This is a genomic window from Bordetella sputigena (assembly GCF_965137885.1).
Classification (GTDB): domain Bacteria; phylum Pseudomonadota; class Gammaproteobacteria; order Burkholderiales; family Burkholderiaceae_B; genus Bordetella_C; species Bordetella_C sputigena.
Map to the genome: position 1 here is coordinate 40,683 of NZ_CBCSCA010000001.1, position 22,226 is coordinate 62,908.

Here is a 22,226-nt window from a genome sequence, read left to right on the forward strand (position 1 = left end):
GTCCCATCCGTCCTGTCCGTCGCGTCAGGCTATCGTGGCCGTGGCCAGCATGCCCAGACTGCCCTCGTGGTCCTTGGTCCACAAGGTCACTTCGCTATTGCCTTGTCGTTTGCCGCACACGGTCAAGGCATTCCCCGCGAAGCACGGCCGCATGGCGCGGAACGCGAAGCTGCGCAGCGCCGCATCGGGCAGCTCGCGCTGCAGCAGGTCCACCAGCAGGGTGGCGATCAGCGGACCATGCACGATCAAACCGGGATAGCCTTCCTCGCCGGTGACGTAGGGATGGTCGTAGTGGATGCGGTGGCTGTTGAAGGTCAAGGCCGAATAGCGGAACAGCAGCACGGGATCCGGATGCAGGGTACGCGACCAGGCCTCGTCGGCTGGCGCGGCGGCGGCCGGCGGCCCGCCGGCCGGACGCGATGCCGCGCCGCCGGGCGCGGGCGACGCGTCGCGATAAACGATGTCGTGCTCTTCCTCGACACGCAGCTCATCGTCCACTGAATAACGATGCTGCACGGTGACGAACACCAGCCTTCCGCTTCGGCCCGTCTTGTCCTCGATATGCGTGATCGTCGACTCCCGGGCCGCTCGTTCGCCTTCACGCAAGGGCGCATGGAAAGTCAGCCGTCCACCCGCCCACATCCGCCGCGGCAGCGGCACCGGCGGCAGGAATCCGCCGCGCCTGGCGTGCCCGTCCGGACCCACTTCGTCCATGGGCGTGACCGGCAGGAAATACAGCCAATGCCACAGCGGCGGCACGACGCCGCCGGGATCGGCCCGTCCCAGCGTGGCGGCCAGCGCGGCCAGCGGGAAAGGGGTAATCAGATCCTGGACCGTCTCGGTCTTGTCCAGCCAGTCTTCGAGCGGAGCATGGTCGTCCGGCATGCGCGGGTCTCCTCGCTTTGCAACGCCCTCAACTATGCGCCCGTAGGACATTTTCGCGAAGTCGCTTTTGCTTAAGGTCGCATTCGAGCGTGGTTAACCACGGCGCCACCCGCCGACAAAAAAATCGGCCCCCTATGAAGGGGGCCGATCGTACTACGCACCACACCGAGAGGACTGCCACTACAGCATCCCCGCCTCTCGCCGGGGAAACCGTTCATCCATGCTGGCATGAACGGCAGGACTTCCTGGCGGCCCGATCACGCGGATCTGGCTGCTCGAACCGCCGGTAGCCTTTGATCAGCCTTGGAAAGGCTGGTTGTCGATGTCGCCGAACGCGAGGTCGCCGTGCACGCCGCCGCTTTGCGCAACCGCGGGGACGGAGGGGGTATCCGCTTGCGCGGTAAACGGCGCGTTGTCGTTGTCGGCGTTGCCGGTCAGGCCGGCGGCGCGCGCTTGCTCCAGTTGCGCAACGACCTGGTCGCGGCTGGCGCTGCTGGCTTGCTGGCCGTAGACGCCCTGGAACGGCGTGTTGTCCGAATCGCCACGGGGCGTAGCGGCTTGCGCGGCGCCGATGGCGGCGAAGGAAAGAATCAGAGCGGAAACGATGGTCTTGGCTTTCATGGCAGTACTCCTAGTCCTGGTTAAGTGATCCGGGACGTCCATCGCGATTTGCTGTTGAGAACGTCGCGATGTCCGTTGCTGTTCCCGATGAAACGTATTCTGTGCTTCCAGAGACTAGGGATAAACCCGCATATCCGAAAATCATCTTTCCATTTTCGAGACCAATCGCTTTCGATTCTAAGCCGCAGCCTATCGAATCGATAAGCAGGGCCTATTGCCGCCCTCATGCCCGCATGTCGAGCAGCAGCGCCTCGGCGTCATCCAGGCAGGTGATCCGCACACTGGACTCATCGCGAATGACGGCGTCCGCCCCGGGATGGATGGGCAAGTCGTCGATCCGGAGCCGCCCGCTGGATGCGACCAGAAAGCCGCGCCGCGAGCCGGGCGCGAACCGGTATACCGCCACCTCGCCGGCCTTCAGCGCCACGCCGACCACGCGCGCGTCGCTGCGTATCGGCAGCGCATCCCGGTCGCCATCGATGCCGCTGGCGAGCGTCACGAAGCCATCCCTGGTGGTGCCGCGGGGGAAAGACTTCCTGCCCCAGCTGGGAAAGGATACGCGCCGGTCCGGCTCGATCCAGATGCGCTGCACCCGCGCCGGCTCGTCCTCCATATTGAACTCGGCGTAGGTCAGGCCACTGCCCGCGCTCATCACCTGCACGTCGCCGGCCGCGGCGCGGCCGCGGTTTCCCATATCGTCCTCGTGCGTGAGGACGCCTTCCCGGACGCAGGTGATGATCTCCATATCCCTGTGCACGACGGCGGGATATCCCGCGCCCGGCGCCAGCGTTTCATCACGCCATGCGCGCAACGCGCCCCAGGCGGGGCGCGCGCGCGGCGAGCCGCCGGCCGGCCAAAGGCCATATCCGGCGCCGGGCCGCCCGCATCCCGCGGTGGCCAGGCTTGCGAGGGCTCGGCGCTCGATCATGATGGCTATTGCGTGAGGAAGCGTGCCCGCTTTACTTGGCGGGATTGGGGCCGATACGCTGGCCGTGCGCGACCCGCTCGGCCAGCTTGTGCACATGCGTCACGGCATAGTCGATGCCCATGCCATAGGCGCCCGAGTGCTCCTTCGCGATCGACGTCACCGCGTCATAGGTTTCCTGGCGGGCCCAATCGCGCTGCCACTCCAGCATCACCTGCTGCCAGGTCACCGGCACGACACCCGCCTGCACCATGCGATCCATCGCATACTTGTGCGCGTCCGCCGTCGTGCCGCCGGAGGCATCGGCCACCATATAGATCTCGTAGTTCCCTTCCAGCATCGCGCACAGCGCGAAGGTGGTATTGCACACTTCCGTCCACAGGCCCGCGACCACGACCTTCTTGCGGCCGTTGGCGGCCAGGGAATCGCGCACGTTCTGATCGTCCCAGGAGTTCATCGACGTGCGCTCCAGGATCTTGTTTTCCGGGAAAACGGCCAGCAGTTCCGGATAGGTGTTACCCGAAAACCCGTCGGTCTCCACCGTCGTGATGGTGGTCGGAATGTTGAAGGTACGCGCGGCCTTGGCCAGGCCCACGACGTTGTTCTTGAGCGTCTGGCGATCGATGGACTGCACACCGAAAGCCATCTGCGGCTGCTGGTCGATGAAGATGATCTGGCTGTTCTGCGGGGTCAGGACTTCGAGGTATTTGTTCGACATGGCTAGGCTCTCTTTCAAGGGTGTGGTGAAGGATGAATTCGACAGGTCGCAAGCGTCCCGGCTTGCGCTGATCAGTCATACGCGAGGTGCTGTTTCGTGGTGCCGTTCGCGTCGTCTGTCAGTGCAGGCATCTTAGGGAAGGGCGTCCGCCCTGAGAATCCAAGGAAGCGAATTCCATCCTTTCCGTTTTGTGCATGATCGGCCGGACCGCGCTTGTCCGCGCCAGGGCCGGCCGCTATCATCGACCGCAAATTTCGCGGGAATAACGAATGCAGAAACTGCCGGACCTGGAAGGCTGGGCGATCTTCGCCAAGGTCGCCGAAACGGGCTCGTTCGCCAAGGCGGCGGCCGAGTTTTCCTTGTCGCAAGCCACGATTTCCAAGACCATCACGCGGCTGGAAACGCGCATGAAGACCACCTTGTTCCACCGCACCTCGCGCAGCATGTCGCTGACCGACGCGGGCTATGCGGCACTGGAGCGCGCCGCGCGCATCCTGGAAGAAGGCGAGGCCGTGGAAGCGGAGGTCACCGAAAAATCGAGCAGCCTGCACGGGAAAATCCGGCTGACCTGCCCCATGTCGTTCGGCATCACGCATCTGGCGCCCATGCTGCCGCCCTTCATGCAGGCCCATCCCGACGTCGGCCTGGAAATCGAGTTCAACGACAAGCAAGTAGACCTGGTCTCCGAACGTTTCGACCTGGCGCTGCGTATCTCCAACCTGGTGGATTCGACTTTGCTGGCGCGGCGGCTATGTTCCGTGCGCATCCTGCTGGTGGGCGCGCCCGAATACTTCAAACGCGCGGGGCGGCCCACGCATCCGCGCGATCTGGCGCAGCACACCGGCTTGCAGTACATGTATGCGCGTAATGGCGCCAGCTGGCGATTCCGGCATGACGCGCATGGCGAGTTCTCCCAGGCCCTGCCCGTGCTCCTGAACGTGAACAACGCCGAAGCATTGACGCCCGCGTTGCGGGCCGGCCTGGGCCTCGCGCTGCAGCCGGAGTTCCTGGTGTGGGAGGATCTGCGGTCTGGCGCGCTGGAAACGGCCATGGACGATTGGCAGGTGGACAGCATCGCCCTGCACATCGTCACGCCGCCCGGCCGCCGGCGGCCCGCGCGGGTGCAGGCGCTTATCGATTACCTGGCCGAACGCTTGAATGCGGAGCCCTGGGCAAACAACGTGCAGGGATAAGCCACCGCGAGGCGGTCTCAGCTGGCCAGGAATCCGCCATCCGCGGCCAGGATATGGCCCACCACATAGCTCGCCTCCGCCGACATGAGCCAGACCACGGCGGCGGCGACCTCTTCCGGATGACCCATGCGCCGCAAGGGCAGCCCGGCCTTCACGGCGTTCATATCGGCAATGCCCGAGCCGAGCATCATGTCCGTCACCACCCGCCCCGGCGCGACGCCATTGACGCGTATGCCTTGCGGCGCATACTCCATGGCCGCCGCGCGCGTCAGCGCGTTCGCCGCGGCCTTGGAAGCGCTATAGAGCGCCAGCCCGGGATTGGGATTGCGTATCCCGCTGACGCTCGTATTGTTGACGATGCTGCCGCCGCCGGAGGCCAGCAGCGCGGGAACCTCATGGCGCATGGCATTGAAGACGGCGCGGACGTTGGTGTCGAACACCCGGGTGTAGACGCCGTCGGTCTGCTCGGCCAGCGGCGCCCGGCGCTCCTGGTAGCCGGCGTTGTTGAATACCGCGTCCAGGCGGCCGAAGCGCTGCACCACTTGCGCTATCGCGGCGGCGAGCTCGGCCTCCACCGTTGCATCGGCGGCGATGAAGATGCCTTCCGTCCCCGTCTGGTGGATGTCGGCGGCCAGTTCCCGCCCAAGCGTCTCGCGCCGGCCGGTGACGATCACCGCCGCCGCGCCTTCGTGGGCCATCCGCAAAGCCGTAGCGCGTCCGATACCGCTGGTGCCCCCTACAACCAGGCAAACCCGGCCCTGCAGACGCCGCCCGGAAGACGGCGCCGGAGCCGGCCCCGCGAGCTCGTATATGGATGGAATCGTAGCCATGTCAGAGCCTCCGGTCCGCGGCACACGCGCTGGCTGCAGGATAACGCCAAAAGGTTGCGATACGCAACCACATCGTGGATCAAAGCTGTCGAGTCCTGAAGAAAGCGGCAGGCAAATCGCTCTTTGGCACTGCATGCCGCGGCGTTTGCCGCTTTGTCGACCGTCCCTGGGATCGAGTCCGCTCCGGCTCGACATTGGGTCCGACGTACACCGCACGGGGCCTGATCGGATCGGGCTGCGCGCGCTGTTCCAGTCCGTGTGCGATCCATCCAATCGAGCGGCCAAGCGCGAACAGACCGAAAGCGGCACCGAGGGGAAGCCGTAGATGCCTGCGCAACGCCACGAGTGCGAGATCCATGGAAGGCTTCTGGCCCACCAGCGCCGTCCCGGCATCGATCATGCGTGTCCATTGAGGATGGCGCGGTAGAACGCGCGCCAACAGATACGCCGCGCGCGCATCGCCGTCGGGATAAAGCGAATGTCCGAAGCCTGGCAGATCGTCTCCCCTGGAAAGCCGGTCTCGCACTTTTCGTTCGATATCCCGCGCACCGAGCTCATCCCACCACGCCTCGACGCGCGCAGTGGTTGCCCCGTGCCGTCTGCCGGACAGGCCGGCCAGGCCGCCGATCACGACAGCCCGCAGACTCGCGTTGGTCGAGGCCACGCATCGAGCCGTAAAGCTCGATGCGTTGAGTTCGTGATCCGCGCATAGCACAAGTGCCATCCTGATGAGTTCCGCTCCCGAAGGATCCACGCCCCATGCGCGCGCGCATTGCTCGTGGATCGGCGCCGTATCGGGACGTATGCCCAGCAGGCATGCGGCCAGAATCCGGACCAGATTTCCGCAGCCTTGGGCCTGCCGCGCGGCCGCTTGCTGCCAGATAGCAGTCGGCGCGTCTTCGCTCGCGACGGCGAAAAGCGGCAGGAGCGCTTCCTCCGCGCGTTGATCCCGATAGTGCTTGAAGAGCGGTCGCAAGACCGCGGGCGCGGGCGCAGCGCGAGGGCCGAAAGCAATCTGCCTGTCGCATTGCCAGAGTATTGCGGCGACGTCCTCGAGGCTCGCATGGCCGGCGAGTCCTAGCGCGTCCACGCCACGATAGTAGAAGCGTCCGCCATCGATCAACGTAATGCTCGACTCCAGTACGGGCGAGCCCCAGTTCAGCGCGGCCTTCGCCACTTCTTTCGGCTTGCGGCCGCGTGCGCGCTGTGACGCCAGTCTGTCGACATCGGCCGCGAAATAACGGCTCTCGCGTTGATTGCCGCCGGGCTCGGCATGCAGCAGACCGCGGCTGACATACGCGTAGAGCGTTTGCCGCGACACCCCGAGCCTTGCCGCGGCTTCGGTCGAATTAAGGTAGTTCGACATTGTGGGAGAGGGAATCGTTCGATCGGTTGATCAGGATAATCAACGTTGACAATAAATGCGAGCCAGCCGATCTTTATCGCCTCTGGACCATTCGAGGCGAACATGCGTGTCGACAAGGTGTCACAAGGCACAGTCATTAAGGATGAGAACCCGGCATCGGGACATTTGCGGGAACTCTGGACGGCGCTGGGTGGAGCCTCCCGGTTTCTCGATGCGTGCGGCTTTGGCGGATCGGGAGATCTGATTTCCGCGTTTCGCGTGACCGATCTGGCGACGGCGGCCATCGGCGCGGCGGGAATCGCGGCCGCCGAGTTGCTGCAGGCCTCGACCGGCAGCTTGCCGGCGGTTCACGTCGACCGACGTATGGCGTCGTTATGGTTCGGCACATCGCTGCGTCCGCTCGGATGGACGATGCCGCCGCAATGGGACCCGATAGCCGGCAATTATCGGGCGCGCGATCGCTGGATCAGGTTGCACACCAATGCGCCGCATCATCGCCAGGCCGCGCTGTCTGTTCTCGATTGCGCCGCTGATGCAAAATCCGTCGCGCACGCGGTAAGCCGCTGGGAGGCCCATGCACTCGAAGACGCCGTGGTCGCGCGCGGCGGCTGCGCAGCCGTCATGTACTCGCGGCGGGAATGGGCCGAACATCCGCAAGGCCAAGCCGTCGCATCCGAGCCCTTGTTGCACGTCCACACGGAGCGCCGTGTCGCGACGCGCGAATGGCAGCCCTCGCGCGAGCGTCCGTTGCGCGGCATTCGCGTGCTCGATTTGACGCGTATCCTCGCGGGTCCCGTCGCGACGCGCTTCCTTGCGGGACTGGGCGCGGAAGTGTTGCGCATCGACCCCTACGGCTGGGAAGAGCCGGGCACGGTGCCCGAGGTCGTCCTGGGCAAGCGCTGTGCGCGGCTGAACCTGAAAGATGCCGCGGATCTCGACACGCTCCGACAACTGTTGCGCGGCGCGGACATCGTTGTCCACGGCTACCGGTCCGATGCGCTCGCCCGTCTCGGTCTCGACGCCGCTGAGCGGCGCGGGCTGAATCCCGCGTTGATCGACGTATCGCTCGACGCGTATGGCTGGTCCGGCGCGTGGCGTTGCCGGCGCGGTTTCGACAGCCTTATTCAGATGAGCACGGGCATCGCCGAGGCAGGCATGCGCGCAATGCGCAGCGACGAACCGGTCAGCCTGCCGGTCCAGGCGATCGACCATGCGACCGGCTACCTGATGGCGGCGGCGGCGCTGCGCGGATTGACGAAGCGAATGACCCAAGGGGCTGGAACCGAGTTTCGTGCGTCGCTGGCGCGTACCGCGGCGGTTCTGCAAGTGCGCCCGGAGCGAATGAGCGAGGTGCTTGAGATCGCGGCGGATACGCCACGCGACCGCGCCGGGGACGTCGAGCAAACGTCCTGGGGGCCCGCGGCCCGGCTGCTTCCTCCATTGGCGATCGAGGGGGCGCCGCTCGCATGGCGTTACCCGGCGCGCGCACTGGGCGAGTATGAGCCTGAATGGTTATCTTCGAATGAAGAACTTTGAGTTTGGGCAGGAACGATGATTGAGACCACTCAGCCGTAGCACCTCCAGCCAAGGCCTTCCAAACGCGAGCAGGCTCCTCTGTCCAGCCTAGGCTCTCAGGTTCGGCGTCAAGACCGTCTTCCTCAAACCCATCTTGCGTCGCAATAAAAAGTCACGCGGTTCGGCAAGAAAAGGGGCTGCCATCAGGCAGCCCCATTCAACACATCTACTCTCGGTAGGAAATACGCCAGCTTTTGACGAGATCCTACACCCTCAGATATCGATATTGCTCGCCGACAAGGCATGCGTTTCGATGAACGCCCGGCGCGGCTCGACCTCATCGCCCATCAAGGTGGTGAACACCTCGTCGGCCGCGATGGCGTCTTCGATCTGCACGCGCAGCAGGCGGCGCACCTTGGGATCCATGGTGGTTTCCCAAAGCTGCTCGGGGTTCATTTCGCCCAGGCCCTTGTAGCGCTGCTTGGAAACGCTGCGTTCGGCTTCGGCGCGCAGCCAGCGCATGGCTTCGCGGAAGTCGGAAACCGGCGCTTCCTTGCGCTTGTCGCCTTCGCCGCGCGCGATCACCGCGCCGGCGCCGATCAGGCCCAGGAAGGTCCTGGCCGCGGTCGACAGCACGCCGTAGTCGGCGCCTTCGACGAAGGTGGCGTCGATCAGGCTGTTGCGCGCATTGCCGTGGCGCATGCGCTGCACCACCACCCGCTGTTTTTCGGTCGCGGGGTCGACTTCCGCGTAGACCTTCACCGCATGCGGGTGCAGCGGATCGAACAGCGCTTTCTCCAGGCGCTGGGCCGAAGCGGTGGCGGCTTCCGCCGTGTCCAGGTTGATCTCCACGCCCTCGGCCATGGCCGACAGCGCGGCTTCATCGATCATACGCGACGCACGCGCGATGACGGCATCGGCCAGCGTGTACTGCCGCGCCAGCGCGGCCAGCGCATCGCCCGTGATGGGTTCGGCGCCTTCCGCCGGGATCAGCACGGCGTCCTTCAGGGCCAGCTGCAGCATGAAGATGGCTTCTTCCGCGTCGTCCTTCAGGTAGCGCTCGTCGCGGCCCACCTTGACCTTGTACAGCGGCGGCTGCGCGATATACACGTAGCCGCGCGACACCAGCTCCGGCATCTGGCGGTACAGCAGCGTCAGCAGCAGGGTACGGATGTGCGCGCCGTCCACGTCGGCATCGGTCATGATGATCAGCCGGTGGTAGCGCAGCTTGTCGACATTGAAATCGGGACCGATGCTGGTGCCCAGGGCGGTGATCAGCGTAGCAATCTGCTCGCTGGCGATCAGGCGGTCGAAGCGCGCCTTCTCCACGTTCAGCACCTTGCCGCGCAGCGGCAGCACCGCCTGGAACTTGCGGTCGCGGCCCTGCTTGGCGGAGCCGCCGGCCGAGTCCCCTTCCACGATGTACAGCTCGCACAGCGCCGGATCCTTTTCCTGGCAATCCGCCAGCTTGCCGGGCAGGCCCGCGCCTTCCAGCACGCTCTTGCGACGCGTCATTTCACGCGCCTTGCGGGCGGCTTCGCGCGCGCGGGCGGCCTCGACAATCTTGCCGCACAGCGCCTTGGCGTCGGCCGGATGTTCCAGCAGCCAGCTTTCCAGCGTACGGCCCACGGCATCTTCCACCGCCGGACGCACTTCGCTGGATACCAGCTTGTCCTTGGTCTGGCTGCTGAACTTCGGTTCGGGCACCTTGACCGACAGCACGCAGGTCAGGCCTTCGCGCATATCGTCGCCGGACGTTTCGACCTTGGCCTTCTTGGCCAGTTCGTTGTCCGCGATGTACTTGTTGATCACCCGCGTCATCGCCGCGCGCAGGCCCGTCATGTGGGTACCGCCATCGCGCTGCGGGATGTTGTTGGTGAAGCACAGCACGCTTTCGGAATAGCTGTCGTTCCACTGCATGGCGACATCCACCGTCACCGGCACGCCGCCCGCGCTGGATTCCGCGCTGACCGAAAACACGTTCGGATGCAGCACCGTCTTGCTGCGATTGATGTATTCGACAAAGCCCTTCACGCCGCCGGAGAAGGCGAAGTTTTCTTCCTTGCCCTGGCGCTGGTCGATCAGGCGGATCTTGACGCCATTGTTCAGGAACGACAGCTCGCGCAGCCGCTTGGACAGAATATCGTAGTGGTATTCGATGTGATTAAAGATGAGGGGGTCGGCCAGGAAGCGCACTTCAGTGCCGCGCTTTTCGGTCTTGCCCGTCACCGTCAGGGGATTCACGCGCTGGCCCTGGCGGAACTCCATCTCGTGCACTTCGCCGTTGCGGCGGATGGTCAGCCGCAGCCATTCGGACAGCGCGTTCACGCAGGACACGCCCACGCCGTGCAGGCCGCCGGACACCTTGTACGAGTTCTGGTCGAACTTGCCGCCCGCGTGCAGTTCGGTCATGACGATTTCCGCCGCGCTGCGGCCGAATTCGTCGTCCTTGTGAATATCGGTAGGGATGCCGCGCCCGTTATCCGAAACCGAGATCGAATTATCGGTGTGGATGGTGACGACGATGTCGTCGCAATAGCCCGCCAGCGCTTCATCGATGGCGTTGTCCACGACTTCGAACACCATATGATGCAGACCCGTGCCATCGGAGGTATCGCCGATGTACATGCCGGGGCGCTTGCGCACGGCCTCCAGCCCCTTGAGCATCTTGATCGAATCGGCACCGTAGCCGGAATTCTCGGGATTGGTATTCGGAGTATCGGACATAAATCTCTGTGATTGCACGAATAAAGAGCTGGCTTGCGGCCTGGCCGCGCGGAATCGCGCCGCGGCCAGGATAGACGGACAGGTCGGGTCAGATGCGCATCGGCATCACGACGTACTTGAAGTTGTCGTCATCGGGTAGGGTGATCAGGGCGGACGCGTTCTGGTCCGGCATCACGGACCATTTGATTTCGTCCACCTTGACGTTGCTCAGGACATCGAGCAGGTAGCTCACGTTGAAGCCGACATCCAGCGGCTCGTGGCCGTAGTCGATATCGAGTTCTTCCTGCGCCTCTTCCTGTTCGGCGTTCGAAGAAGAGATCTTCATCACGTTCTGCGCCAGTTGCAGGCGCACGCCCTTGAACTTGTCGGTGGTCAGGATGGCGGCGCGCTGCAGGCTGCCCTGCAGGGCTTCGCGGCTGACCACGAAATGCCGCGTGTAGCTGGTGGGAATCACGCGGGTGAAATCGGGGAATTTGCCTTCGACCAGCTTGGAGACCAGCTCGACCTCGCCGAAGCGGAAACGGATCTGGCCGGGCGCCACGTCCACCGACACGGGCGCATCCGAGTCTTCCAGCAGACGCTGCATTTCCAGCACGGTCTTGCGCGGCACGATGACTTCATGCTTTTCGGTGATACCTTCGGCCTCGGTGGCGCAATGCGCCAGGCGATGGCCGTCGGTGGCCACGGCGCGCACGCGGCCCGGCTCGAACACCATCAGCATGCCGTTCAGGTAATAGCGGATGTCCTGCTGCGCCATGGCGAAATACACCATGTTCAACAGATGCCGCAGATTCTTTTGCGTCAACGTCAGCGACACGTCCCATTGTTCGGGCTGCGCCACGGTGGGGAATTCGCTGGCCGCCAGCGTCTGCAGCGCGAAGCGGCTCTTGCCTGTCTGCACGGACAGCTTGTTGCTGGCCAGCGCCAGCTTGACGTCGCCCGTATCCGGGAGCGCGCGCAGGATGTCCAGCAGCTTGCGCGCGGCGACGGTGGTCGATTCGTTGTCGGAACCCACGCCGAAATCGGCATGCGTGGTGATCTGCACTTCGAGGTCGGTCGCGATGAACGACACCTTGTTGGCCTCTTTGCGCATCAGGATGTTCGCCAGGATGGGCAGGGTATGGCGTCTTTCGACGATGCCCGCCACAGTCGATAGCGGTTTCAGCAATGCATCGCGTGTGGTTTGTACGAGTTGCATGTTCATCCTTTTAGAGTTTGTTCCAACACGTGCAGGGTATGGTTGAGCTCGGCGAGCTTGCCGCGCGCGTCCGAAATCTTGCGAACGGCATGAAGAACGGTGGTGTGGTCGCGGCCACCGAACAGATCGCCGATTTCAGGCAGGCTTTTCTGGGTGAGCTCCTTGGCCAGGTACATGGCCACTTGGCGAGGCAGGGCGATATTGGCGGGACGCCGTTTCGAATACATGTCGGCGACCTTGATCTTGTAGAAATCGGCCACCGTCTTCTGGATGTTTTCGACCGTGATCTGCCCGTTGGACACCGACAGCAAATCCTTCAAGGCGTCCTTGCAGACGTCCACGGTCACCACGTCGCGGCCATGGAAGCGCGCATAGGCCAGCACCTTGCGCAGGGCGCCTTCCAGTTCGCGCACGTTGCTGCGCAGATGCTTGGCGATGAAGAACGCGACCTCTTCCGGCATGGGCACGCCTTCCGATTCCGCCTTGCGCAGCAGGATCGCCACGCGCATTTCCAGTTCCGGCGGCTCGATCGCCACCGTCAGGCCGGAATCGAAGCGGGAGATCAGGCGGCTGTCGATGCCGGCCAGTTCCTTCGGATAGGTGTCGCTGGTGATGATGATCTGCTTGCGCTGCGCGACCATCGCTTCGAACGCGTAGAAGAATTCTTCCTGCGTGCGGTTTTTGCCGGAGAAGAACTGGATGTCATCGATCAGCAGCAGGTCCAGCGAATGGTAGTAGCGCTTGAAGTCGTCGAAGGCCTTGCGCTGATATGCCTTCACGACGTCGGACACGTACTGGTCGGCATGCACGTAGCGCACGCGCACGCCGGTGCCGGCGGCGACCATGGCATTGCCGATGGCATGGATCAGGTGCGTCTTGCCCAGGCCCACGCCGCCATAAAGGAACAGCGGGTTGTAGGAAATGCCGGGGTTTTCGGCGACCTGCAGCGCCGCGGCGCGAGCCAGCTGGTTGGCCTTGCCGGTGACGAAGTTTTCAAACGTCAGATCCGTATTCAGCCGCGAGCGTTCGTAGACGACATTGGCGGCATCGGCATTGACGGCGGCGGCCACCGCGGCGGCTGCGGCGGCCGTGGTCGCCGGGGCCGCGGGTGCCAGCGTTTCAGCCGCTGGCGCCGATGCGCTGTAACCCACAGGCGCCGCGCCCGCGCCGGGGACCGCCATGGCGGCGCCGGCGCCGCCCGCGGGCATCCCGCCGGGAATGCCGGCCATGCCGGCGGCGGGCGAGCCCGCCCGCGGCGCGACCGGCATGCGGGGCGCGCTGACGCCCGCCGGCAGTTCGAATTGGACCTGCACCGGCCGCTGAAACCATTCGGCGGCCAGCGCCTCTATCTGGTGGGCAAAGTTCTTGCGCACCCAATCCAGCTTGAAGCGATTGGGCGCGGAAATGCGCAGCACCGCTTGCGCCTCGTCGAAGGAGAGAGGCACCAGCGGACGGATCCACGCACTGATCTGCTGAGGGGGGAGCTCCTGCTCAAGACGACTGACGCAGGTCTGCCAGAATTCTTTCATGTCGGTCTTGTCTAAACCTCGATTCTACCTTGCCTGGGCTGTGGTTATCCACAGGCTGGAGGTGCCGGCCGTGGCACCCCCGGCGCTAACTGTTTGACAACAGAGAAGAAACTTGCTGAAATGGCGGGCTCGGCTGAGGTCGGGGTGACCTCGTTCGCCCCAGGCAAACCGCCTCGCGCAAACCACTCGGCCCGAGATAGCTAAGAGATATAGCTAAAGATTGATACCCCGGTAGCAAGACCGCCGAGAAGACCGCCGACCCGCATGGGCGCGCGGGCGATTTTGTCCGCGTCCGTGCCCATCCGTATTTTTTAATTGTTCTTTTTGTGGACCGCCCATGAAACGCACCTTCCAACCCTCCGTTACCCGCCGCAAGCGCACCCATGGCTTTCGCGTGCGCATGAAGACCCGTGGCGGCCGCGCCGTGCTGAACGCGCGCCGCGCCAAGGGCCGCAAGCGTCTGGCGGTCTGAGCGCCGCGCCACGAGGCGTTGCGCCCGCCGCGGCCGATATAAAGGCCGCCGGCACGGCCGCGCAGTTGCCCGCCATGCCGCGCACCACGCTTCCACCGGAGGCGCGGATGCATCGCCCCTCGGAATTCGCCGCCGCGCTGAAAGGCCGCCGGCTGGCGCGAGGGGCGTTTTTCATGATCACGTCCACCGCCACACCCGCGGACGTCCGGCCGGCTCAAGCCCGGTTGGGGATGGTCATCGCCAAGCGGCATGCCGCGCGTGCCGCGACCCGCAACGCCCTGAAACGCGTCATACGGGAAGCATTCCGGGCCCGCCGCCTCGCGCTGCCGCCGGCCGACTATGTCGTCAGGCTGCACACGCGCGTCCCCGAGCTGTCGTTGACAGCCCTGAAACACGCGGCCCGCGCCGAAGTAGACACTCACTTCGTGCGATTGGTACGCTGTTCCTCCTGAAGGTGCCCGCGTGAGCGCGTCCATGATCAAGACCCTGCTGATCGCGCCGATCCGGTTCTACCGGTTCTTCCTGAGCCCCTGGATGGGGCGGCAATGCCGTTTCACGCCCACCTGCTCGGCCTACGCCATCGAAGCCATTGAAACTCACGGGCCTTTGCGCGGTCTGTGGCTGGCGGCGCGGCGCATTGGCCGATGCCACCCCTGGAGCCCGGGCGGTCTCGACCCGGTTCCCCCCGCGCCGCGGTCCGGCGACCCTTGCTCCTGCCGCCACGGCCACCGCGCCCGGCAGGATTGACGCTAAACTGGCGGGCTTTGCCGGTCCCGCTTTTACCTTGTAGGCACCATGGATATCCGACGAACCATCCTCTGGATGATCTTCTCTTTCTCGCTGTTGCTCCTCTGGAACAACTGGCAAGTCCATAACGGAAAGCCGTCGCTGTTCGGCGTGCCGCCGGCGACCACGCCGGCCCAGCAAGCGGCCAAGCCGGCTGCCGGCGATGCGGCACAGCCCGCCGGCAACACGACCGTTCCCAGCGTGCCCGCGGCCGGCCAGCCTGCCACGGCCGCGCCCGGCGCCGTGCCGGCTTCGGCCGCCAAGGCCCAGGCGGATTCGCAGAAAATCGTCGTCACCACCGACGTGCTGCGCCTGACCTTCGACACCACCGGCGCGCAGCTGGTGCAGGCGGTGCTGCTGAAGTACCCGGACGCCAATCGCGGCGACCAGCCGACGGTGCTGCTGGACGATACGCCCGACCTGCAGTACATCGTGCAATCCGGCGTGGTCGGCGCCGCGGGCCAGCCCGGTTTCCCGACCCACCAGACGCCGTTCCGCATGGTGTCGTCCGAACGCAATATGACCGGCGATACGCTGAGCGTGGTGTTCGAGGCCGAGTCGGGGGGAATGAAGGTCACCAAGACCTACACCCTGCATCGCGGCCGCTATGACATCGATGTCCGTCACGACATGACGAACACCAGCGCCAATCCGGAACGTCCGTCGCTGTACCTGCAGCTGCAGCGCGACGGCAACAACCCGCCGGATACGTCCAGCTTCTATCACACCTTCACCGGCATGGCCGTGTATTCGGACCAGGACAAGTTCCAGAAGGCCACGTTCTCGGATATCGAAAAGAAGAAGGCCAGCTACATCAAGCAGGCCGACAACGGCTGGATTGCCGTGGTGCAGCATTACTTCGCCACCGCCTGGATTCCGCCGCAGGGCAAGGCGCGCACCAATGAGCTGCTGCAGGTGCGCGACAACCTCTATGCCGCGCGCACCATCGAAGGCGTGGGCGACATCGCCCCCGGCGCCTCGGCCAGCGTCGACGCCCATCTGTGGGTCGGCCCGCAGGACCAGAAGGCCATGGCCGCGCTGGCGCCCGGGCTGGAGCTCGTGGTCGACTACGGCTGGCTGACCATCATCGCCAAGCCGCTGTTCTCGCTGATGACGTGGCTGCACTCCATCCTGGGCAACTGGGGCTGGACCATCGTCGCGCTGACCGTGCTGATCAAGCTGCTGTTCTACCCGCTGGCGGCCACCAGCTACCGCTCCATGGCGCGCATGAAGCAGGTCACCCCGCGGCTGCAGGCGCTGAAGGAAAAGTACGGCGACGACAAGCAGAAGCTGAACGCCGCCATGATGGAGATGTATCGCACCGAAAAGATCAATCCGCTGGGCGGCTGCCTGCCGATGGTGGTGCAGATCCCGGTGTTCATCTCGCTGTACTGGGTGCTGCTGGCCAGCGTGGAAATGCGCGGCGCGCCCTGGCTGGGCTGGGTGCACGATCTTTCCGTGCATGATCCGTACTTCATCCTGCCCGCCATCATGATGGCCACCATGTTCCTGCAGATCAAGCTGAACCCCACGCCGCCCGATCCCGTGCAGGCCAAGGTCATGATGATCATGCCCCTGGTGTTCGGCGGCATGATGTTCATGTTCCCCGCCGGCCTGGTGCTGTACTGGTGCGTCAACAACACGCTGTCCATCCTGCAGCAGTGGTACATCACGCGCAAGCTGCGCGTCGAGACCGAAGCCGCCAAGCGCTGATGGCGGCGCAAGGCGGCCTGCCGTGAAGAAACTCGACGTCCCGGCGCTGGAAATCTTCGTCGCCGCCGTCGAGGAAAAAAGCCTTACCCGGGCCGCCGAACGGGAAAATGTCGTGGCGTCCGCCGCCAGCCGGCGGATCGCCGATCTGGAACGCCACCTGGATCGCACGCTGCTGCATCGCCATGGCCGCGGTGTGGAACCCACCCCCGCCGGCGTGCTGCTCTACCAGCGCGCCAAGGCCATCCTGCGCAGCGTCCAGCTGGCGGAACAGGCCATCGACAGCTATTCGGCCGACGGCCAGGCCAAGATCCGGCTGGCGGCCAATCCTTCCACCCTGCTGCAGTTCCTGCCCGCGCCCATGGCGCGCTTTCTGGCGGGGCGCGACAACGTCGCGGTCGACCTGCTGGAAGCCCACAGCTACGACATCCCGCGCATGGTGGCCGATGGCACGGTGGACATGGGCATCTATCACGCCGAGCGCGCCGCCGCCGGCGTATCGTCGTTTCCCTTTCGCAGCGATCGCGTGGGCCTGGTGGTGCCGCGCGGACATCCGCTGGCGGGCCGCGCCTCGCTGCGCCTCGAAGAAGCCCTGGACTACGAACTGCTGGGCTATTTTCCGCGCCATTCGCTGGACCAATTCCTGGACTACATCGGCCAGACGGTATCGCGGCCGCCCAAGGTCAAGCTGCAGGTCTCCAACTTCGAAACACGCTGCCGCATGATCCGCGAAGGGCTGGGGATCGCCGTGGTGCCCGAAGGCATCGCGCGCAATTACCTGGCGGATATGGGCTTGGTCCTGCTGGCCCTGGAAGACGCCTGGGCGGAGCGGCAGTTCTTCGTCTGCGTGCGGGATGCGGCGGCCATGAGTCCGCTGACGGCGGATCTGCTGGCGGCGCTGCGTCCCTGAAACCTCATCGGCCGCGCGGGGCCGCGGCGCCGCCGTCATCGGCGCGTGCCCCGCGGCGGCCTGCAGAATCAGTGATCGGTCGCTTGCCATTTTTTCAAACCGGGCCGGCGTCCCACGGGCTAGAGTGGCGGATACACCATAGCGGCGCGCCAACGCGCCGCGACATCGGAGACGCCCATGCTGCTCGAATCCCTGTCCGCCTATGGAGCGCGCGATACCGTCGCGCGCCTGCCTGACGAGGTCCTGCACTACGCCAAGCGCGCGGTCCTGGACTGGCTGTCCGCCCTCTATCCCGGCACCCGCATATCGCCCTGCCGCGAACTGGTGGCCGCGCACGCGGAAGAACTGGGCATCGGGCGCTCCAGCCTGCCTGGCAACGGCACCACGGCGTTTCCGGCCACGGCGGCCTGGATCAACGGCAGCGCATCGCACGCGCCGGAATTCGACGACATCTTCCGTGACGGCGCCTACCACCCAGGCTGCCCGGTGATCGCGGCGGCCCTGGCCATGGCGGAACACCAGCGCGCCAGCGGCCGCGAGCTGCTCAACGCGGTCGTAGTCGGCTATGAGATATCCACCCGCATCGCCGCGGCGATGCAGCCTTCCCACTACCGGTATTTCCACACCACCGGCACGGTGGGCACGCTGGGCGCCGCCGCGGCGGCCGCGGCACTGGCCGCGCCCGGTCGCGCCGACGTCATGGGGCACGCCATCGCGACCTCCGCCACCATGGCCGCCGCGCTGCAGCAAGCCTTCCGCTCCGACGCCATGAGCAAGGCCCTGCATGCCGGCCACGCGGCGGAAGCCGGCGTGCGCGCGGGACAGGGCGCGGCGCACGGCGTGACCGGCGTGGCCGACATCCTGGAAGGCGAGGTCGGCTTCGGCGCCGCGCTGGCCGAGAACGTACGCTGGGACACCGTACTCGACGGCCTGGGCGAGCACTACAACATTACGCGCATGACCCAGAAGAATCATGGCTGCTGCGGCCATACCTTCGCGGCCATCGACGCCGCGCTGGCGCTGCGCGACAAAGGCGTGCAAGCCGACCGTGTGCGCGCCATCGAGGTAAGGGCCTATCGCGCAACGCTGGACGTCGCCGGCAATGCCGAGCCCACGACCGCTTTCGAGGCGCGCTTCAGCCTTCCCTATGTGCTTGCACACGCGATGCGGCAAGGTTCCGTGCGGCTCGCCGCCTTCGAGCCGGACGCGCTGAACGACGGCGACACGCGCGCGCTGATGCGCAAGATCACGGTCGTCGAGGATCCGGAGCTGACCGCCGGTTTTCCAAAAATGCGCGCCGCGCGCGTGGCCATCATCACCGACGATGGCATGCGGCACGAACAGTACGCGCCGTATCGCAAGGGCGATCCGGAAGCGCCTTTGTCGGACGCCGAACTGAACGACAAGTTCGACGAGCTGGCCGGACCGGTGCTGGGCGTGGCGCGCACGCGCCAACTGCGCGCGGCCGTCTGGAAACTGGACAGCGGCAAGGTAAGCGATCTGGCCTTGGCGGCGGACCGTCCCATAGCCTGAAGAAACGAGCACATCATGTCAGCGAAGTCATCCACGTCCTTGGGGCAGGCGCTGCTCGCGCCCCGCGCCATCGCGCTGGTCGGCGCGTCCGGCGACGAGCGCAAGAACACCGCGCGGCCGCTGCGCTTCATGCGCAAGCATCGCTACGCCGGCCGCGTCCATCCCATCAATGCCGGACGCGCGGAGATCATGGGCGAACGCGCCTATCCTTCGCTGGCGGACCTGCCCGAACCGGTGGACCACGTTTTCGTCATGATCCCCGGCGAACAGGTGCTGTCCGTGCTCGAACAATGTCCCGCCGCGGGCGCGCGCGTGCTGACCGTTTATTCCGACGGCTTCGCGGAAGCCGGACCGGAAGGCGTGGCGCGCCAGCAGGCGCTGGTGGCGCGCGCGCGTGAACTGGGCGTGCGCATACTCGGTCCCAACAGCATAGGCAGCGCCAACCTGCACACGGGCGGCGTCATATCGGTGAACGCGGCCTTCGAGGCCGACGATCTGGTCGCGGGCGATATCAGCATGGTGTCGCAGAGCGGCTCCATGATGGGTTCGCTGCTGTCGCGCGCGGCGGCGCGCGGCTTCGGCTTCGCGAGCTCCGTTTCGGTGGGCAATGAAAGCGACATCACCGTCGGCGAAGTGGTCGATGCGTTGGTGGACGATCCGAACACGCGCGTCATCCTGCTGTTCCTGGAAACCTTGCGCGAAGCGCCCGTGCTGGCCGCCGCGCTGGCGCGCGCGCGCCAGGCCGGCAAGCCCGTCGTGGCCTACAAGCTGGGACGCTCCGAGCAAGGCGACGCACTGGCGCAATCGCATACCGGCGCGATGGCCGGCAACGATGCGGCCGTGGATGCGTTCTTCCGCGCGCACGGCGTGCTGCGCGTGCATCAACTGGAGACGCTGTTCGAGATCGTGCCGCTGGCGGCGCGCTATGGCGATGCGTGCCTGCGCGGCGATACGCCGCGTGTCGCCGTAATCACCACCACCGGCGGCGGCGCCGCCACGGTGGTCGACAACCTGGGCATGCGCGGCCTGGTGGCCGCCGCGCCGCCCGCGGCCTTCGTCGAACACATGGCGAAGCGCGGTTTGCGCATACGCGAAACGCCCGTCATCGACCTGACGCTCGCCGCCACGCCCGCGCAATACAAGGACCTGCTCGAACAACTGCTGCTGGCGGACTGGTGCGATGCCGTGCTCAGCGTGATCGGTTCATCGGCGCAATTCCATCCCGACTTCGCCGTCAACCCGCTGGTACAGGCCGGCAAGCCGGACAACAAACCGATGGCGGCATTTCTCGCGCCCGAGGCGCCGGCATCGCTGGCCTTGCTCAGGAAGCACGGCATCGCCGCTTTCCGCACGCCCGAATCCTGCGCCGACGCACTGGCGGTGCTGTTCCAACGCAAGCCGGCGCCCATGCCGCAACCTGCGCGGTTCCCATGGCCCGCCGGCCTGCCGCGCACGGGCGCGCTGACCGAATACGAAGCCGGCGGCCTGTTCCAGGCCTTGGGCGTGCCGGTCGCCCCGTCGCGCCTGGTGCCCGCCGACGATCTCGCGCACGGCTTGCCCTATCCCGTCGTCGCCAAGGTGTCGTCGCGCGAGGTGCCGCACAAGACCGATGCGGGCGCCGTGCGGGTCGGCATTGCCGATGACGCGCAACTGCGCGCCGCGGTCGACGCCATGCTGGACAGCGTGCGCGCCCATGCGCCCCGCGCCGCCATCGACGGCATCCTGGTGCAGGCGATGGAAGGGCGGCTGCTGGAGCTGATCCTGGGCTATCGCCTGGACCCGCTGGTCGGCCCGACGGTGGTGCTGGGCGCCGGCGGCATCGCGGCCGAGCTGAATCCCGACTTCGCCATCCGCCTGGCGCCGGTCGGCGTACAGGAAGCGCAGGCGATGATCGAAGAGGTGCGCGCGACGCGCCTGGTGCGCGGCTTCCGCGGCCTGCCGCGCGCGGATTGCGCGGCGCTGGCCCAAGCCATTGCCGCCTTCTCGCGACTGGCGGTGGTGGACGGCGTCCGGGTCGAGGAGGCGGAGATCAACCCACTGTTCGTGCGCGCCGATGGCGTCGTGGCGGTGGATGGCTTGCTGCGCCTTGCTTGACGCGCGCAGGGAAGACGATGCGACAACGATAACGAGGACCCATCACTATGGATTTCAATCTCACACCGGAACAGCGCGACTTCCAGGATGCCGTGCGCCGCTATGCGGAAAACGAGTTGCGCGCCGGCGCGCGGGACCGCGCGCATTCCAGGGAATATCCCTGGGACGTGGCCCGCTCCATGGCGCGGCAAGGCCTGCTGGGCATCACCATCAGCGAAGCCAACGGCGGTATCGGCGGCTCGCTGATGGATGCCGTCATCGCCATCCAGACCATCGCGTCCGTCTGCCCGCGCAGCGCGGACGTCGTGCAGGCCGGCAACTTCGGCCCCATCCGTGTGCTGGGTGAATACGGCAACGCCATGCAGAAGGAGAAATACCTGCGCCCGCTGTTGGCCGGCGACATGCTGATCTCTGTCGGCATGACCGAACCCGAAGCAGGCTCGGCCGTCACCGAATTGAAGACCAGCGCCACCCGCGACGGCAATGGCTGGCGCATCAACGGTTCGAAGATCTTCACCACGCACGGGCCCCACGCCACCGTCATCCTGGCCTATGTACGTTTCGGCCCGGGTACGCATGGCATCGGCTCCGTGCTGATCGACACGAAGAGCGAAGGCGTCAGGCTGGGCAAGCGTTCGGCCTTCATGTCCGACGAAGAATGGGCCGAGATCTACTTCGACAATGTGTACGTGCCGGACGACATGGTGGTGCTGGGCGAAGGCGGCTTCAAGAAGCAGATCGCCGGCTTCAATGTCGAACGCATCGGCAATACCTCGCGCTCGCTGGCCTTGGGCCGCTATGCGTACGAAGAAGCCCGCGAGTGGGCCCTGCAGCGCAAGCAGTTCGGCCGCCTGCTCTGCGAGTTCCAAGGCCTGCAGTGGAAGTTCGCCGACATGCGCATCAAGCTGGACGCCGGCCAGCTGCTGCTGTACCGGGCGGCGTCCAACGCGGATACCGGATTCCCGTCGGCAACCGAAACCGCCATCGCCAAGGCCTATTGCAACCAGGCCGGCTTCGAGGTGGCCAATGAAGCGCTGCAAGTGCTGGGCGGCATGGGCTATAGCCGCGAGTCGCTGGTCGAGTATTGCGTGCGGCGCTGCCGCGGCTGGATGATCGCGGGCGGCTCGATCGAGATCCTGAAGAACCGCATCGCCGAAGGCGTATTCGAACGCACGTTTCCGCAACGCGCCCCGCGCGCCGAATAGCGCCGGCGT

At 65.7% G+C, this 22,226-nt stretch carries 19 protein-coding genes; 10 read left to right on the top strand and 9 right to left on the bottom strand.

Annotated features, from left to right (window positions below; all coding sequences use genetic code 11):
* Positions 1-24 precede the first annotated feature (24 nt).
* From ACNA0R_RS00200 to ACNA0R_RS00215, 4 genes are all read right to left on the bottom strand, one after another.
* Positions 25-885, bottom strand: coding sequence for an HTD2 family dehydratase (locus ACNA0R_RS00200; protein ID WP_415823889.1), 861 nt, complete (start codon positions 883-885; stop codon positions 25-27).
* A 297-nt stretch (positions 886-1,182) separates the two neighbouring features.
* Positions 1,183-1,506, bottom strand: a complete 324-nt coding sequence (locus ACNA0R_RS00205) for a DUF4148 domain-containing protein (protein WP_415823890.1) — start codon at positions 1,504-1,506, stop codon at positions 1,183-1,185.
* Positions 1,507-1,729: 223 nt separating this feature from the next.
* Positions 1,730-2,530 (bottom strand): pirin family protein, encoded by an 801-nt coding sequence (locus ACNA0R_RS00210; protein ID WP_415823891.1) that lies wholly within the window; start codon positions 2,528-2,530, stop codon positions 1,730-1,732.
* The gene (locus ACNA0R_RS00215; protein ID WP_415823892.1) at positions 2,466-3,149 is read right to left on the bottom strand and encodes a hydrolase; all 684 of its coding nucleotides are present in this window, start codon (positions 3,147-3,149) and stop codon (positions 2,466-2,468) included. Before ACNA0R_RS00215 ends, ACNA0R_RS00210 begins: the two co-directional genes overlap by 65 nt.
* A gap of 269 nt (positions 3,150-3,418) precedes the next feature.
* Here ACNA0R_RS00215 and ACNA0R_RS00220 point away from each other — a divergent pair, with 269 nt between their 5' ends.
* Entirely contained in the window at positions 3,419-4,342 is a 924-nt protein-coding gene (locus ACNA0R_RS00220; protein WP_415823893.1) for a LysR family transcriptional regulator, read from the top strand.
* Between the two features lie 17 nt (positions 4,343-4,359).
* On the opposite strand, the gene ACNA0R_RS00225 is transcribed toward ACNA0R_RS00220, so the two are convergent.
* Together ACNA0R_RS00225 and ACNA0R_RS00230 are read right to left on the bottom strand one after the other, a co-directional pair.
* A complete protein-coding gene (locus ACNA0R_RS00225) occupies positions 4,360-5,172 on the bottom strand; it encodes an SDR family NAD(P)-dependent oxidoreductase (RefSeq protein ID WP_415823894.1) in 813 nt (270 codons plus the stop codon).
* Positions 5,173-5,251: 79 nt separating this feature from the next.
* A complete protein-coding gene (locus ACNA0R_RS00230; RefSeq protein ID WP_415823895.1) occupies positions 5,252-6,538 on the bottom strand; it encodes a citrate synthase family protein in 1,287 nt (428 codons plus the stop codon).
* 102 nt (positions 6,539-6,640) lie between these two features.
* Between ACNA0R_RS00230 and ACNA0R_RS00235 the strand changes: the two genes are divergently transcribed.
* The gene (locus tag ACNA0R_RS00235) at positions 6,641-8,074 is read left to right on the top strand and encodes a CoA transferase (RefSeq protein ID WP_415823896.1); all 1,434 of its coding nucleotides are present in this window, start codon (positions 6,641-6,643) and stop codon (positions 8,072-8,074) included.
* Positions 8,075-8,326: 252 nt separating this feature from the next.
* On the opposite strand, the gene gyrB is transcribed toward ACNA0R_RS00235, so the two are convergent.
* From gyrB to dnaA, 3 genes are all read right to left on the bottom strand, one after another.
* A complete protein-coding gene (gyrB, locus tag ACNA0R_RS00240; protein WP_415823897.1) occupies positions 8,327-10,780 on the bottom strand; it encodes a DNA topoisomerase (ATP-hydrolyzing) subunit B in 2,454 nt (817 codons plus the stop codon).
* 88 nt (positions 10,781-10,868) lie between these two features.
* A complete protein-coding gene (dnaN, locus tag ACNA0R_RS00245; RefSeq protein ID WP_415823898.1) occupies positions 10,869-11,978 on the bottom strand; it encodes a DNA polymerase III subunit beta in 1,110 nt (369 codons plus the stop codon).
* A gap of 2 nt (positions 11,979-11,980) precedes the next feature.
* The gene (gene dnaA, locus ACNA0R_RS00250; protein ID WP_415823899.1) at positions 11,981-13,507 is read right to left on the bottom strand and encodes a chromosomal replication initiator protein DnaA; all 1,527 of its coding nucleotides are present in this window, start codon (positions 13,505-13,507) and stop codon (positions 11,981-11,983) included.
* A gap of 337 nt (positions 13,508-13,844) precedes the next feature.
* Here dnaA and rpmH point away from each other — a divergent pair, with 337 nt between their 5' ends.
* The 8 genes from rpmH (at position 13,845) to ACNA0R_RS00290 (ending at position 22,217) form a co-directional block, all read left to right on the top strand.
* Positions 13,845-13,979 (top strand): 50S ribosomal protein L34, encoded by a 135-nt coding sequence (gene rpmH, locus ACNA0R_RS00255; RefSeq protein WP_057654304.1) that lies wholly within the window; start codon positions 13,845-13,847, stop codon positions 13,977-13,979.
* A gap of 74 nt (positions 13,980-14,053) precedes the next feature.
* On the top strand, positions 14,054-14,431 hold the full coding sequence (locus ACNA0R_RS00260) for a ribonuclease P protein component (protein ID WP_415823901.1): 378 nt from the start codon (positions 14,054-14,056) through the stop codon (positions 14,429-14,431).
* A 22-nt stretch (positions 14,432-14,453) separates the two neighbouring features.
* Positions 14,454-14,726, top strand: coding sequence for a membrane protein insertion efficiency factor YidD (gene yidD / locus ACNA0R_RS00265; protein ID WP_415823902.1), 273 nt, complete (start codon positions 14,454-14,456; stop codon positions 14,724-14,726).
* A gap of 48 nt (positions 14,727-14,774) precedes the next feature.
* Complete coding sequence (gene yidC, locus ACNA0R_RS00270) at positions 14,775-16,478, top strand: membrane protein insertase YidC (protein WP_415823903.1); 1,704 nt, start codon at positions 14,775-14,777, stop codon at positions 16,476-16,478.
* 22 nt (positions 16,479-16,500) lie between these two features.
* Positions 16,501-17,385 carry a LysR family transcriptional regulator gene (locus ACNA0R_RS00275; RefSeq protein ID WP_415823904.1) on the top strand — a complete coding sequence of 295 codons (885 nt, stop codon included), beginning with the start codon at positions 16,501-16,503 and terminating at the stop codon, positions 17,383-17,385.
* Between the two features lie 177 nt (positions 17,386-17,562).
* Positions 17,563-18,918 (top strand): MmgE/PrpD family protein, encoded by a 1,356-nt coding sequence (locus ACNA0R_RS00280; RefSeq protein ID WP_415823905.1) that lies wholly within the window; start codon positions 17,563-17,565, stop codon positions 18,916-18,918.
* A 15-nt stretch (positions 18,919-18,933) separates the two neighbouring features.
* Entirely contained in the window at positions 18,934-21,012 is a 2,079-nt protein-coding gene (locus ACNA0R_RS00285) for an acetate--CoA ligase family protein (protein WP_415823906.1), read from the top strand.
* 47 nt (positions 21,013-21,059) lie between these two features.
* On the top strand, positions 21,060-22,217 hold the full coding sequence (locus tag ACNA0R_RS00290) for an acyl-CoA dehydrogenase family protein (RefSeq protein WP_415823907.1): 1,158 nt from the start codon (positions 21,060-21,062) through the stop codon (positions 22,215-22,217).
* The last annotated feature ends 9 nt before the right edge of the window (positions 22,218-22,226 follow it).